Source organism: Pseudomonas sp. LBUM1659 (assembly GCF_059716045.1).
The window spans coordinates 1,076,632-1,091,427 of sequence record NZ_CP166797.1 but is presented as its reverse complement, the minus strand read 5'-3'; the positions used below and the strand labels follow the sequence as shown (position 1 = coordinate 1,091,427).

At 55.0% G+C, this 14,796-nt stretch carries 10 protein-coding genes; 8 read left to right on the top strand and 2 right to left on the bottom strand.

Features of this window, described 5'->3' with window-relative positions; all coding sequences use genetic code 11:
* The first annotated feature begins 191 nt into the window (after positions 1–191).
* The gene (locus tag ACA048_RS04815) at positions 192–1,556 is read left to right on the top strand and encodes a carbamoyltransferase C-terminal domain-containing protein (RefSeq protein ID WP_497628155.1); all 1,365 of its coding nucleotides are present in this window, start codon (positions 192–194) and stop codon (positions 1,554–1,556) included.
* The gene (locus ACA048_RS04810) at positions 1,553–2,776 is read left to right on the top strand and encodes an MFS transporter (RefSeq protein WP_497628154.1); all 1,224 of its coding nucleotides are present in this window, start codon (positions 1,553–1,555) and stop codon (positions 2,774–2,776) included. The genes ACA048_RS04815 and ACA048_RS04810 overlap by 4 nt, the downstream gene beginning before the upstream one ends.
* A 194-nt stretch (positions 2,777–2,970) precedes the next feature.
* Here the strand turns inward: ACA048_RS04810 and ACA048_RS04805 are convergent, their stop codons facing one another.
* Together ACA048_RS04805 and ACA048_RS04800 are read right to left on the bottom strand one after the other, a co-directional pair.
* Positions 2,971–4,365, bottom strand: coding sequence for a PhoH family protein (locus ACA048_RS04805; protein ID WP_497628153.1), 1,395 nt, complete (start codon positions 4,363–4,365; stop codon positions 2,971–2,973).
* 335 nt (positions 4,366–4,700) lie between these two features.
* On the bottom strand, positions 4,701–5,825 hold the full coding sequence (locus ACA048_RS04800; protein ID WP_497628152.1) for a polysaccharide deacetylase family protein: 1,125 nt from the start codon (positions 5,823–5,825) through the stop codon (positions 4,701–4,703).
* Positions 5,826–5,993: 168 nt separating this feature from the next.
* Between ACA048_RS04800 and yaaA the strand changes: the two genes are divergently transcribed.
* The 6 genes from yaaA (at position 5,994) to ACA048_RS04770 (ending at position 14,787) form a co-directional block, all read left to right on the top strand.
* Complete coding sequence (gene yaaA / locus ACA048_RS04795; protein ID WP_497628151.1) at positions 5,994–6,773, top strand: peroxide stress protein YaaA; 780 nt, start codon at positions 5,994–5,996, stop codon at positions 6,771–6,773.
* A gap of 827 nt (positions 6,774–7,600) precedes the next feature.
* On the top strand, positions 7,601–8,917 hold the full coding sequence (locus ACA048_RS04790) for a nucleotide sugar dehydrogenase (protein ID WP_497628150.1): 1,317 nt from the start codon (positions 7,601–7,603) through the stop codon (positions 8,915–8,917).
* Between the two features lie 151 nt (positions 8,918–9,068).
* The gene (alg8, locus tag ACA048_RS04785; RefSeq protein ID WP_497628149.1) at positions 9,069–10,550 is read left to right on the top strand and encodes a mannuronan synthase; all 1,482 of its coding nucleotides are present in this window, start codon (positions 9,069–9,071) and stop codon (positions 10,548–10,550) included.
* 35 nt (positions 10,551–10,585) lie between these two features.
* Positions 10,586–11,755 carry a PilZ domain-containing protein gene (locus ACA048_RS04780; protein ID WP_497628148.1) on the top strand — a complete coding sequence of 390 codons (1,170 nt, stop codon included), beginning with the start codon at positions 10,586–10,588 and terminating at the stop codon, positions 11,753–11,755.
* A gap of 9 nt (positions 11,756–11,764) precedes the next feature.
* Complete coding sequence (algK, locus tag ACA048_RS04775; RefSeq protein ID WP_497628147.1) at positions 11,765–13,309, top strand: alginate biosynthesis TPR repeat lipoprotein AlgK; 1,545 nt, start codon at positions 11,765–11,767, stop codon at positions 13,307–13,309.
* On the top strand, positions 13,306–14,787 hold the full coding sequence (locus ACA048_RS04770; RefSeq protein ID WP_497628146.1) for an alginate export family protein: 1,482 nt from the start codon (positions 13,306–13,308) through the stop codon (positions 14,785–14,787). Before algK ends, ACA048_RS04770 begins: the two co-directional genes overlap by 4 nt.
* The last annotated feature ends 9 nt before the right edge of the window (positions 14,788–14,796 follow it).

Here is a 14,796-nt window from a genome sequence, read left to right as displayed (position 1 = left end):
ATACTAGGCGTAAACACGGGCCATGACGGTCATATATGTCTCATTGAAAATGGAAAATTAGTCTTCAGTTATGAATCGGAAAAAATGGCGGCAACAGGTATGCCCCTCTTTCCCTGAGCTCAGCAATAACCCACGCCGTTCAAAACATAGAAGATCTTGACGCAATCGCTGTAAGCGGATGGGCTGAAGGTATGGACCCCAGAAATCATCCAACTGAAGGCGGTTATCTTGGTCTTAATATCGAACAATCAACCTGCAATTTTGCTGGGAAAAATATAGCGTGGATAAACTGCAGCCATGAAATATCACACATATTCGCCTCTTACGCACTGTCCCCCTATGCGGAAAAAACATCTTGCTACGTATTACTTTGGGAGGGCTTCATAGGCAATTTTTATAAAATCAACTCTGACATGACGATTCAAACTATAGGTAATATTCTGCAAGGGCCGGGTCTTCGCTATGCATTTACCTACGGCTTAGCCGATCCAACTTTCAATTTAAAAAAAGGTTATTGCAGGCTCGGTGACGCGGGAAAAATGATGGCGTTAGCTGCATTTGGAACAAATGGTGAACCAGATGCATCCGAGTCAAAGGTTATTGACTACATAATCAACTGCAACTCAGCAATAGACACACTCAACAAACTTGACTTAAAAGATAGCGGCTTTTACAACATAGGTGTCAACACAACGAAATTTTGCAACCTGGCAAGAAAGCTATCAGACAAGCTTTTTAACGAATTTTATGATTTCATCAGTACACACATTACAGAAAAGCTTCCGCTTTTAATTGCAGGCGGCTGTGGCTTGAACTGTGAATGGAACAAAAAATGGGAAACCTCCGAATTATTCGACGGGTTTTTTGTTCCACCGTGTACAAATGATACAGGTGTCGGGATCGGGGCGTCCGCGATTGCCCAAAATTTATTAACTGGTAAGGCAAAACTTGAATGGTCCGTATATTCAGGACAACCTTTTATTTTCAACCCCACAAAAAACTCCTCATTTTCAACAAGTCCATTGGTACTCGAACACGTGTGCGAAGCGCTTATTTCTGGAGAGATTATTTGTTGGGTACAGGGAAATTGTGAAATAGGACCCAGAGCCCTAGGCAATAGATCAATAATAGCGGCACCATTTTCTGCGAACACAACTGAAAAGCTTAACTCCATAAAAAAAAGAGAGCACTATCGCCCAGTAGCTCCCATCTGCATAGAGGAGGATGCCAATCTTTACTTTGAAAACTGCATTCAAAGCAAATTCATGCTGTCATTTCATCATGTAATTGACAAACGACTTAAAGCAATTACTCATATCGATGGAACAGCAAGAGTTCAGACAGTCAGCCTTCAAGACAATATTAAAATGTACAAGCTTCTACTCGAGTTCAAAAAACAGTCGGGCGTCAGCGTCCTTTGCAATACCTCGCTGAATTTCAAAGGCAAAGGTTTTATAAACACACTTTCAGATCTTGAGTTATTTTGCTCAATTAATAATATATCCACATTTGTGGTAGATGACGTAATGTACCACGCCAAGGGGATAGCGCAGTGAGCGTTCCCCGCGTGAAAGGCTACGGTTATTTATGTGGAGTGAGATTTAGTAGCTCTGTAACACTCTGGGTAGACTTTATTTTAATTTTTACTGTACTTACATTCGCATATGACGCTTCCCCACAAACTTTGGGATATGCAGCGGCGCTGTACGGCTTACCAGCACTTTTCCTGGGGCCATTAATAGGTACGTTAGCAGACCATACTAGTCCTATAAAATTTTTACTAATAAGTTTCACCTTCAGATTTATCGTTGCCTGCCTTTTATTTGGAACGAGTTCTGAATCTATTTTCTTAACATTAGTCTTCCTTAAGGGTGTATCGAACCTTGGGTCTGGCGCGGCAGAAATAATCTTGACGAGGAAGCTTCTTACAAACAAAGACCTGATCAGTAATATTTCACTAATCACGGTAATGGATCAATTTATCAAGGTCTGCTCACCTTTAGCTGCAGGTGTTATTGCAAGCATGTCAGACAAAGCGTATGGCTTTTTAATTTCCGCGCTTTTTTCACTGTTAGGGATATTCTGCGTGATTTTTCTTTCTATGAGTAACCGGCAAAAAAACATACGCACATCTGATAAGCGGTCCTTTGGGAGTTTAGAGGCATTAAAAGTATTACTAAGCTCCGGCCCATCCACACAACTATTTTTTATCTGTGCCTTAATCCAATCTGCTGTGCTGGGATGCTATGACTCGCTACTTAGTCTGCATATAAAAAACCTGGGGCTCGACGAATACGTATTTGGAGTTGTCGTTAGCTCTACCGCAATAGGTGGAATTATTGCAGGCTTGAGCTTCAAATTAGTTTACCCTCATAAAATTTTCTTCTGCTCAACGTTCTCCCTATTTACATTCGGCCTGATGGTAGTAATGGCGGGATTATTAACTGAACCTGGCAATATGACAACATTAGCAATACTAATACTAGTATTTGCCATTGCTGGGTATGCCTATGGATTGACATCTTTAGGGTTTGGCGTAACCCTTCAGAAATACTGCCCTCTATCTAATCTGGGAGCAGTATCAGCATCCAGCCGCAGTTTGATGTTGATATTTATGATTACAGGACCAATTTTTGGGGCATGGCTTTCAAAGTTCTTGTCAATCGGAGGCGTTCTTGTTGCTTCAGGTGCTAGTGCAATATTGCTAGGTGCGTTTTTACACATAAAATACCGCGACATTTTTTCCGCAGAGACAAGTCGCATCATCAACGAATAAATAGTTTCGAAAATAATACCCCCTAAACCCTACTGCCTTGGCTTTGGAAACGTGGAGTATTGTAAATTAAGATTTTTAAAATATACAGATTACAAACTTCCAAAGGGCCGTTAGGAGTACAAGCTAGTTTACTACTAGATAAAAGCAGCGGATCAAAACCGGGCGACTTTGAGCTCGCCCGGTTATCAGAGGGTTTACAAATGCGATTCGGCGTATTCGGCCAGAATCGAACGAGGCACCCCTTGCAGGGTGATGTGCACACCGTTGGGGAAGTCTTTGAAGCGTTCGGTCAGGTACGTCAGCCCGGAACTGGTCGCGGACAGGTAAGGGGTGTCGATCTGCGCCAGGTTGCCCAGGCACACCACTTTGGAACCGGCGCCGGCACGGGTGATGATGGTTTTCATCTGGTGCGGTGTCAGGTTCTGGCATTCATCGATCAAAATCAGACTCTGCTGGAAGCTGCGACCTCGGATGTAGTTGAGGGATTTGAACTGCAACGGCACTTTGCTGAGGATGTAATCGACGCTGCCATGGGTGTTTTCGTCATCCATGTGCAAGGCTTCGAGGTTGTCGGTGATGGCGCCCAGCCAAGGCTCCATTTTTTCTGCTTCGGTGCCGGGCAGGAAGCCGATCTCCTGGTCCAGACCCTGCACGCTACGGGTGGCGATGATCCGGCGATAGCGTTTGCTGACCATGGTCTGCTCGATCGCCGCTGCCAGGGCCAGGATGGTTTTACCCGAGCCGGCAGCACCGGTCAGGTTGACCAGGTGGATATCCGGGTCAAGCAAGGCATACAGCGCCAGGCTCTGATAGATGTCACGCGGTTTCAGGCCCCAGGCTTCCTGATGCAGCAGCGGTTCCTGGTGCAGGTCGAGGATCAGCAAGCGGTCTTCTGCAATCTCCTTGATCCAGCCAACAAACCCCTGTTCGTCAATGATGAACTCATTGATGTGCACCGCTGGCAGGTTGTCGATCAACTGCACCTGGTGCCAGGTGCGGCCGTGGTCCTGACGGGTTTCGACCTTGCTCACACGGTCCCAGAAGGAGCCGGTCATGTTGTGGTAACCGTTGGGCAGCAATGAAACGTCGTCAACCAACTGGTCGGTGCTGTAGTCCTCGGCCGCGATCCCGCACGCCCGGGCCTTGAGGCGCATGTTGATGTCTTTGGTGACCAGCACGACGGGCAGCTTGGGTTCGCGCGCGTGCAGATCAATCAACTGATTGATGATGATGTTGTCGTTCAGGTGTTCGGGAAGAATGATGTTCGGTTCGGCGCGTTTGCTCATCAGAATTGACAGCAAACCCTTGGGACCACTTTTGCCACGCTGGATCGGAACACCCAGCTCTACATCTTCAGGACTGGCATCGCCCAGCGTCTTGTCGATCAGGCGAATGGCCTGGCGGCATTCCGCAGCCACGCTGTGATGCCCGCTCTTGAGCTTGTCCAGCTCCTCAAGCACGGTCATCGGGATAGCAACGTGGTGTTCTTCGAAGTTAAGCAGGGCGTTTGGATCGTGAATCAATACGTTGGTATCGAGTACATAAAGGATTGGCTGGTTGGAAGAAGAACTACGTCCGTGATCATCCATACTCGGTCACCTTTGTGGGAGCCAGTCGACGCAATACCATGACAGTGCTGCGCCTCGAAGTGGCCACCGAATTCACCTGCGAGGATTCAAGTGAACTGCACACAAGTTGGGTCTTGGGAGACGCCACCTGTGTTGCAGGTTTCGGCGGTCTGTCTTCGTAATACTCCAAAACCCATGACAGAAAAAAGTACTTTGACGTTTTTTTGAAGTTTATTTTTCAGAGTGACCAATAACACTTGGCGGACTGCCATCACCCCGTTAAAGTCGGAAGTCCGCCTGCATCGAAATCACTCCCAAAAACGCCCCAAACCCAATGATTACGGGGTTTGTACGATTCAGCGAAAACCGTCCTGACAGTGTTCCCAACCGATCCCGCTTTGCGCCGTTTGCGTGATGAGCCAAGGCATCGCCGTTTTCACCGCGTCCTGCTTCACATTGAAATTGATCACGCCGTGGCGCCACAGCAACATCAGCGTCAACACGCGTTGCGCACTCGGGTTGCCCTTGAGCTTGCCCGCCCCGTCCTGCGCATCGATGTCCCACAACGCTACCTGCAAGCCTTGGGCGTTGAAGAAGCCTTCGGCATCGGAGCGGCGTTGGCCATCGGGCGGACGAAACAGCGGCACGTAGTTCTCCGGCAACTTGCTCTTGACCAGTTCGACGCTGCGTCGCACCGAGTCCTGCCAGTCCTGCCAGTGACTGTGAGAACGGAACTCCCAGCCCTGCACACCGATGCATTGCTGCGAGTACATCGCTTGCAGGCTGGCCATCGAACCTGCCGCCAGACGCGCCTGAATGTCCTTGCCGAGGACGAAAAAAGTGCCGCTGATGTTCGACTTGCGCAGGTACTCGGCGACCCAACCGGTGTTGTCTGGTACGGCGTTGGCGGCGCTGTCGAAGGTCAGCAAAAACAAGCGGTCATGCATCCCGTCGCCGTTGCGCTCATAGTCGCCAAAACGATCGACTTCGCTGCTGGTCTGCGGAAACAGGGCGGCCTTGCGCAGTTGCTCGTCCAGGTATCGGGCGTGGAACAATCGGCTCGGCTCGGCCCATTTGATGTAGTAGCTCTCTTCGCTGACCTGGAACTTGGCCGCTTGCCCGCGCAAGGTGTCCATGTCCTCAACCAGGAAACAAAAAGACGCATCCTGATCGCAGCTTTGCTGGGCGAAGTTGTAGTTGCTCAGCAAGCGCTGCCACAGGCGCTGGCGCAGTTGGTTGACCGCTTCCGAATTGATTTTGCGTAACCCCAGGTGCTGGGCCAGGGCGGGTTCGTCCAGCGATTCGCTGGCCAGCAGCACGCGTGCAAACATGAGGATTTCGGCCCGCGACGCCACGTCGAACAAGGTCGGGCTACTGAGTATCTCTGGCCAGGTGCTGCGATCCAGCGTCGCCACATCGCCGGGCGCCGCCATGGCACCCAAGCTCAACAGCCAGGCCGAGAATAGAAAAACGATACGCAATGGGATGTCTCCATAACAAAACCCGCGCCGCACTATATATCGAGACGATCAAAAGAACGCAGCCTCGCGTTCTGCCCCATGACACCACCCATCACCTATGACACCCATAGCTGGAGTCAACACGGACAACCCCCTAGAATCGCGCCCACGATTAAAGGAGACGACTTCATGCTGATGGTGATTTCCCCCGCCAAGACCCTCGATTACGAAACACCGCCGGCGACCCAGCGCTTTACCCAGCCGCAGTACCTCGATCACTCCCAAGAGTTGATCATGCAGTTGCGCGACCTGACACCGGCGCAAATCAGCGAATTGATGCACGTTTCCGACAAGATCGGCGGGCTCAACGCCGCGCGTTTCGGCAGCTGGACTCCCGCCTTCACCCCGGAAAACGCCAAGCAAGCGCTGCTGGCCTTTAAAGGCGACGTCTATACCGGCCTCAACGCACAAACCTTCAGCGAAGCCGATTTCGATTACGCCCAACAGCATCTGCGCATGTTGTCCGGCCTGTATGGCCTGCTGCGCCCTCTGGACCTGATGCAACCGTATCGGCTGGAGATGGGCACCAAACTGGCGAATGCCCGTGGCAAGGACCTGTATGCCTTCTGGGGCACGCGCATCAGCGAATGGCTGAACGAAGCGCTGGCTGATCAAGACGATGACGTGCTGCTGAACCTGGCGTCCAATGAGTATTTCTCGGCCGTCAAACGCAACGCCTTGAACGCGCGCATCATCAATACCGACTTCAAGGACCTGAAGAACGGCCAGTACAAAATCATCAGTTTCTACGCGAAAAAAGCCCGCGGCATGATGAGCCGGTTTGTCATCGAAGAGCGCATCAACAACCCTTCCGACCTCAAGCAATTTGACGTTCAGGGTTACCGCTACAGCGCCGAGCAGTCCAAACCGGACAATCTGGTTTTCCTGCGCGATCACGCGCCCGAATAAATGCACGTATAGGGTGCAGGACATCGACAACCTCGTCGTGCGCCCACCGCAGATCGTCCAACAATCTCCCTCCTGCATAGCCGATTTATTGGCGCCAAAAAAACATCACCCGTTTTTTCTAACTTTAGTTTCACTCGACTTCGATATTTTTTTTCAGTAGTGGCACTGAAAATATTTATCGGTAGTGGCATAAAACTATCGAGCTCGGCAATCACCCTATGTATCAAGGGTGAAACTGCTAGTGCCATCAATATGAAAGTAGTGCCATCTTTCTTAATATTTCAAGAAATTTCAGATTTCGTGATGGGTGGACTGGAACTATGTCCAAATGCGTAGCTCATACCACCGGTAACGATTATCAACGTGCTTGTACGAGATAACTTACGCAGGCAAGCCATTCACGTAGTGAAGTTGTCACATTAACTTCCGACCCTGAGTCGCTTATTTGGGCAACACACAAAGGACAGGAGATATGCACCATTAATATCCCCTACAAGGCCAAGGCAGCGCCCCTATAAACGTGCTCAACAGAGCACCCAACCGCTTGATTTACAGGCAGATTGCCTGGCATTGAGCTCGCAAGATCTTTGCACCAGCGTCCTCAGGCCAGAGGATCGGATGCATAACAGGGCACGTCATAACAATAAGGCCTAGTTGCGCACGTCTTGAGTGCACTTATTTAGACACTCGGAACTTAATATGCCTGCACGCGGCATTGTGGCGCCTGTAAGCCGCACTTTCGAGTGCACTATGACCGCTGAACCCCCTTAACTCCGGCCATCTAATGGCTTGTTGAATACAGTCTTGATAACAGAGAGGTAATTGCGATGCGCATCAGCATATTTGGTTTGGGTTATGTCGGCGCTGTCTGTGCCGGTTGCCTGTCTGCACGGGGCCATGACGTCGTTGGCGTCGATGTTGCCAAAGACAAAATCGATATGATCAACGCCGGTAAATCACCGATTGTTGAACCGGGTCTGGGCGAGCTTCTGCGCAAGGGTATCGATACCGGCAAACTGCGCGGCACGACCAACTTCGCCGAGGCGATTCGTGACACCTACCTGTCGATGATCTGCGTCGGCACGCCGAGCAAGAAGAACGGCGACCTGGAACTGAACTACATCGAAGCCGTGTGCCGCGAAATCGGATTTGTCCTGCGTGACAAGACCACCCGCCACACCATCGTGGTTCGCAGCACCGTGCTGCCGGGCACCGTGGCCAACGTGGTGATCCCGATCCTCGAAGACTGCTCCGGCAAGAAAGCCGGCGTTGATTTCGGTGTTGCAGTGAACCCTGAGTTCCTGCGTGAAAGCACCGCAATCGCCGACTACGATCTGCCGCCAATGACCGTCATCGGCGAGTTCGACAAGGCTTCGGGCGACGTTCTGCAATCGCTGTACGAAGAGCTCGACGCACCGATCATCCGCAAGGACATCGCCGTCGCCGAGATGATCAAGTACACCTGCAACGTGTGGCACGCCACCAAGGTCACCTTCGCCAACGAGATCGGCAACATCGCCAAGGCGGTCGGCGTCGATGGTCGTGAAGTGATGGAAGTGGTCTGCCAGGACAAAACCCTGAACCTGTCCCAGTACTACATGCGCCCAGGCTTCGCGTTCGGCGGCTCTTGCCTGCCAAAGGACGTACGTGCCCTGACCTACCGCGCCGGTTCCCTGGACGTGGAAGCCCCGCTGCTGAACTCGCTGATGCGCAGTAACGAGTCCCAGGTGCAGAACGCCTTCGACATCGTTTCCAGCCACGACAAACGCAAAGTGGCCCTGTTGGGTCTGAGCTTCAAGGCCGGTACTGACGACCTGCGTGAAAGCCCGCTGGTTGATCTGGCGGAAATGCTGATCGGCAAGGGTTACGACCTGAGCATCTACGACAGCAACGTCGAATACGCCCGTGTCCACGGCGCGAACAAGGATTACATCGAGTCGAAAATTCCCCACGTCTCGTCCTTGCTCAATTCCGACTTCGACGACGTGATCAACAACTCCGACGTGATCATCCTCGGCAACCGTGACGAGAAATTCCGCGCCCTGGCGCAGAACGCTCCGCACGGCAAGCAAGTGGTCGACCTGGTTGGCTTCATGACCAAAGCCACCAGCGTCAGCGGCCGCACCGAAGGCATCTGCTGGTAATACGGAATCCCGTCTCCGACACCGCGCTTTTGCGGATGAAACACCTGTAGGAGCACGGCTTGCCGGCAATGACGTACTTGAGATCGCCATCGCTGGCAAGCCTTGCTCCTACAGGGGCGCGGGGCTTGTAACTGACTTTAGGATTCCGATTATGCACAGGCTAAAGCACGGCCTGCTTCAGGCCGCCGGTTGGCTGTTTTACCTAAGTTTATTGATGGGCATCGCCATGGCGTTGCCTGCGTCCACGTTCGACTCCGAGTCGAAGGACTTTATCTTCCTGATCGGCTTCATCGGGATCTGGCGTTACTCGATGGGTGCCACGCACTTTCTGCGCGGCATGCTGTTCCTGTACGTGGTCTACCCGCACCTGCGGCGCAAAGTTCGCAAGCTGGGCAAAGCGGCAGACCCGTCTCATGTGTACCTGATGGTCACCAGTTTTCGTATCGATGCGCTGACCACCGCGCAGGTTTACAGCTCGGTGATTCGCGAAGCGATCGACTGCGGCCTGCCCGCCACCATGGTCTGTTCGATTGTGGAAATGTCCGATGAGCTGCTGGTGAAAAGCCTTTGGGCCCGGATGAATCCACCGGATCGGGTCAAGCTCGACTTCGTGCGTATTCCCGGCACCGGCAAACGCGACGGCCTGGCCTACGGTTTCCGCGCCATCTCCCGCCACTTGCCGGACGACCGCGCCGTGGTCGCCGTGATCGATGGCGACACCGTGCTCGGCGAAGGCACGGTGCGCAAGACCGTGCCGTGGTTCCAGCTGTTCGGCAACGTCGGCGGCCTGACCACCAACGAGTTCTGCGAAGTGCGCGGCGGCTACATCATGAGCGAATGGCACAAGCTGCGTTTCGCCCAGCGCCACATCAACATGTGCTCGATGGCCCTGTCCAAGCGCGTATTGACCATGACCGGCCGGATGTCGGTGTTCCGAGCCACGGTGGTCACCAACCCGGAGTTCATTGCCGACGTGGAAAGCGACTCGCTGCAACACTGGCGCCTGGGTCGTTTCAAGTTCCTTACCGGTGATGACAAGTCGAGCTGGTTCAGCCTGATGCGCCTGGGTTACGACACCTTCTACGTGCCGGACGCCGCGATCAACACCGTAGAGCATCCGCCGGAAAAGAGCTTCATCAAGGCCAGTCGCAAGCTGATGTTCCGCTGGTACGGCAACAACCTGCGCCAGAACTCCCGCGCCCTGGGCCTGGGGATGAAACGCCTCGGCCTGTTCACCTCGGTGGTGCTGTTCGATCAACGCGTGTCGATGTGGACTTCGTTGCTGGGCCTGACAGTCGCGCTGATTGCCAGCTTCAAATATGGCACCGCGTTCATTCTGGTTTACCTGCTGTGGATCGGCATTACCCGCCTGATCCTGACCGTGCTGCTGTCGTTGTCCGGTCACCGGATCGGCCCGGCCTACCCGGCGATTCTCTATTACAACCAGATCGTCGGCGCGTTGGTGAAGATCTACGTGTTCTTCCGCCTCGATCAACAGTCCTGGACTCGCCAGCCCACTTCTCTGACCCGTGATCTCGCCAGCTTTCAACGTTGGTTCAACACCTGGTCGTCTCGGACCATGACCTTCTCCGCCGGCAGCATTTTTGTCGCCGTGCTGCTGATGATGGTCTGACCCGCCCCTATTGAATTAACAAGGAAATCGCCCCTATGAATACCGCCGTCAACGCCAACGTAGTGCATGAATCCGAAGCCCAGCGCCAACACGCCCGAGTGAAAATCCCGGCCAAGCTGCGTTTTTTCGGTCCGGACCGGACTCCGGTTGAAGCCCGTGTGATCGACCTTTCCGCTGGCGGCCTGGCGTTCAACGCCGGTCAATTGCCGCTGAAGATCGGCGACGTGTACAAGGCCCGTCTGCAATTCGTCATCGATAACCTCGGCCTGGCCATGGACGTGGAATTGCAGGTTCGCTCCTTCGACCGCCAGACCGGCCGCGCCGGTTGCCAGTTCCAGAACCTGGAACCGCAAGACATCTCGACTCTGCGTCACCTGATCACTTCTCACCTGGCCGGCGACATCGTCAGCATGGGTGAAGTGCTGGCGACCCTGCAGCGCGACAACTTCACCAAGGCGCGCAAGGTCAAGGATGGCGGCCACGGCATGACCGCGTTCGGTCGTCTGCGTGCAGTGACCTTCAGCCTGGGGATTTTCATCGTCGGCGTGGCGGCGTTCGGCTTCATTTTCAAATCGGTGTACGGCATGTACTTCGTCAGCCACGCCCAGGCCGGTCTGGTCAGCGTGCCGGGCATGAACATCACCATGCCGCGCGACGGCACCGTGCAAAGCCTGATCAAGGCCGACGGCATTGCCGCCAAAGGCGCCCCGCTCGCCACCTTCAGCACCAGCATGCTCGATGTACTCAAAGGCCATCTGGACGAAGACCAACTGCAACCGGCCAAAGTTGAAGAACTGTTCGGCAAGCAAATGACCGGCACCCTGACCTCGCCGTGCGATTGCACCGTGGCGCAACAACTGGTTGCCAACGGTCAGTACGCCAGCAAGGGCGACGTGATCTTCCAGTTGGTACCGCGTAACAGCGAAGCCAACGTTGAAGCCCGCTTCTCCTATCGCCAGTTCCGCGATGTGCGTCCGGGTACTCCGGTCAGCTTCCAGATCGCCGGCGAAGACAAGAGCCGCACCGGCAAGATCGTCAGCAGCACCAGCCTGAAAAGCGCTGACCTGTCCTCCGACATCCGCGTGCTGATTCAGCCTGATGAAGCCCTGGACAGCAGCCTCGCCGGTCGCCCGGTGGAAGTGAACAGCGATCGTGGCCCGAACCTGAACTGGCTGATCGAAAAAGCCATGGCCGCCGGTCTTTAAGTCGAGGACATGCCTGTGACGATCACAAAAATCTCGAACACACCGCAGTCCCTGTGGGAGCGAGCCTGTGTGGGAGCGAGCCTGCTCGCGAAAGCATCGGCTCGATCTACCTGTGATACCGAGTCGTCTGCATCGCGAGCAAGCTCGGCTCCCACAAAAGCTCGCTCCCACAGGGGATATGCGGTGTGTGCACTGGCTTTGGCAGTCAGCCTCAGCGGTTGCGCCGGCCTGCCTGACCAGCGTCTGGCCAATGAAGCCCTCAAGCGCGGTGACACGGCGCTGGCTCAGCAGAACTACAAGCAACTGGCCGACCTCGGCTACAGCGAAGCGCAAGTAGGCCTGGCGGATATCCAGGTCGACAGCCGTGACCCGGCGCAGATCAAGCAGGCCGAGGCGACTTATCGCGCCGCGGCCGACGTCTCGCCGCGCGCTCAGGCTCGTTTGGGGCGTCTGCTGGTGGCCAAACCCGGTTCCACCGAAGCCGAGCAGCACGAAGCCGAAGCCTTGTTGAAAAAAGCCTCGGCCAATGGCGAAGGCAACACCCTGATTCCGCTGGCCATGCTGTACCTGCAATACCCGCACAGTTTCCCCAACGTCGACGCGCAGAAGCAGATCAGTCAATGGCGCGCCGAAGGCAAACCGGAAGCAGGCCTGGCGCAAGTGCTGCTCTATCGCACCCAAGGCACTTACGACCAGCACCTGGACGAAATCGCCAGCATCTGCAAAGCCGCGCTCAACACCACCGACATCTGCTACGTCGAACTGGCCACGGTTTATCAGAAACAGGCCAAGCCAGAACAACAGGCCGAGCTGATCAAGCAGATGCAAGCTGCGCACGCTCGCGGCACCGTCTCCGCACAGCGGGTGGACAGCGTCGCCCGTGTACTCGCGGACCCGACCCTGGGCAAGACTGACGAGAAAACCGCGCAATCGCTGCTCGAACCCATCGCTGCGGGTTACCCGGCGTCGTGGGTCACCCTCGCGCAATTGATCTACGACTTCCCTGAACTGGGTGATGTCGACCAGATGATGAAGTACCTGGACAACGGCCGCGCCGCCGACCAGCCACGCGCCGAACTGCTGCTGGGCAAGCTCTACTACGAAGGCAAAATGGTCCCGGCCGACGCCAAGGTCGCCGAAGAACATTTCCAGAAAGCCGTCGGCCGCGAAGTCGCCGCCGATTATTACCTCGGCCAAATCTACCGCCGTGGTTACTTGGGCAAAGTCTATTCGCAGAAAGCTCTGGATCACTTGCTGACCGCTGCGCGCAACGGCCAGAACAGCGCTGACTTCGCCATCGCCCAACTGTTTTCCCAAGGCAAGGGCACCAAGCCCGACCCGCTTAACGCCTATGTCTTCAGCCAATTGGCCAAGGCTCAGAACACCCCGCAAGCCACCGAGCTTGCGCAAACACTCGAAGCACAACTGCCGCCAGCCCAGCTCGCCGAGGCCCAACGCCTGTTGAAACAAGAACAGGCCGTTCGTGGTGCCTTGAGCCAGAACACGCTGGAACTGCATGCCCTGCAAGAAGAAGACGGCGAGGAATCCCTATGAAGTTGAATCCATTCGTTCAGGCCGGTATTGGCCTGACATTCGCCTTGTTGTGGTCGTGTCCGACCCTGGCGGCTTTGACCGAAACCAAGAACTACGGCCTTGACGTAAAAATCACCGGTCAGTCCGAAGGTGACACTGACCTGGGCACGCAAAGTGGCGGCGACGTCAATGGCGTCGGCCTCGACCTGCGTCCGTGGATCTATGGCGAGAGCGGCGCATGGAGCGCCTATGCCATGGGGCAAGCGGTCACCTCCACCGACATCATCGAAACCGACACCCTGCAACAGGCCAACGGCGTCGAGTCCACCGATGTCGGCGGTCGCAAGGCGAAGAAAAACTACCTGGCGATGCGCGAGTTCTGGGTCGACTATAGCGGCTTCACGCCGTACCCCGGCGAGAACCTCAAGCTCGGTCGCCAGCGCCTGCACAATGATGACGGCCAGTGGCGCGACACCAACATCGAAGCGCTGAACTGGACTTTCGACACCACCCTGCTGCGCGCCAACGCCGGTATTGCTGAACGCTTCAGCGAGTACCGTACCGACCTGACAGAGCTGGCACCCGACGACAAAGATCGCCAGCACGCTTTCGCCGATGCGGCGTATCAGTGGACACCGGGTCACTGGGTCGGCATCCGCGGTCATCACGTCCACGACAACGGCAAGCTCGACTTCCCGACACCGGGGGAGGCCAGCGACTCTTCGGACAAGAAACAGAACGGTAACATCAGCTGGCTCGGCCTCAACGCCGATAGCGACGCCTATAACTGGCGCAATACCAGCACGGTCAATTACTGGGCCAGCGTCACCGGCATGAGCGGCGAGCGCGACACGGTCAACCCGTTGAACGCCAATGGCACCGCACCGGCACAACCCAAGAGCAGCGGTGACGTCGATGGCTGGGCCACCGACCTGGGTGTGCGCCTGCGCCTCGATCCGCAATGGCAAGTCGGTGCGGCTTATGCCCGCGCCAGCGGCGATTACGAACAGAACGGCCTGGAAAGCAACCGCTCAAACTACACCGGCACGCGCTCGCGGGTTCACCGTTTCGGCGAGGCCTTCCGTGGCGAGTTGAGCAACCTGCAGAGCGGCACATTGTTCGGTTCGTGGATGCTCAACGACGAGTACGACGCCACGCTGATCTACCACAAGTTCTGGCGTGTCGACGGCAACAAGCCGATCGGCAGCAACGGCATCAACGCCGTCGAGAACAACATCGACGACGCCACCGGCGCAATTCTCTCCACCAGTTCCCTGCCGCTGAACGATGGCGAAAAAGACCTCGGTCAGGAAATGGACCTGGTCGTCACCAAGTACTTCAAGCAGGGTCTGTTGCCGGCATCGTTGAGCCAGTCGATCGATGAGCCATCGGCGCTGGTGCGGTTCCGTGGTGGCGTGTTCAAGCCGGGTGATGCCTACGGCAATAACGTCGATTCGTACATGCACCGCGCGTTCATCGACGTGATCTGGCGCTTCTGATGCGAACCG

What these genes read in the sequence shown, in the direction of transcription:
- ACA048_RS04815 (WP_497628155.1), top strand. Translation starts at nt 192, where the DNA reads ATGGACCCCAGAAATCATCCAACTGAAGGCGGTTATCTTGGTCTTAAT.
- ACA048_RS04805 (WP_497628153.1), bottom strand. Translation starts at nt 4,365, where the DNA reads ATGGATGATCACGGACGTAGTTCTTCTTCCAACCAGCCAATCCTTTAT.
- yaaA (WP_497628151.1), top strand. Translation starts at nt 5,994, where the DNA reads ATGCTGATGGTGATTTCCCCCGCCAAGACCCTCGATTACGAAACACCG.
- ACA048_RS04790 (WP_497628150.1), top strand. Translation starts at nt 7,601, where the DNA reads ATGCGCATCAGCATATTTGGTTTGGGTTATGTCGGCGCTGTCTGTGCC.
- alg8 (WP_497628149.1), top strand. Translation starts at nt 9,069, where the DNA reads ATGCACAGGCTAAAGCACGGCCTGCTTCAGGCCGCCGGTTGGCTGTTT.
- ACA048_RS04780 (WP_497628148.1), top strand. Translation starts at nt 10,586, where the DNA reads ATGAATACCGCCGTCAACGCCAACGTAGTGCATGAATCCGAAGCCCAG.
- algK (WP_497628147.1), top strand. Translation starts at nt 11,765, where the DNA reads ATGCCTGTGACGATCACAAAAATCTCGAACACACCGCAGTCCCTGTGG.
- ACA048_RS04770 (WP_497628146.1), top strand. Translation starts at nt 13,306, where the DNA reads ATGAAGTTGAATCCATTCGTTCAGGCCGGTATTGGCCTGACATTCGCC.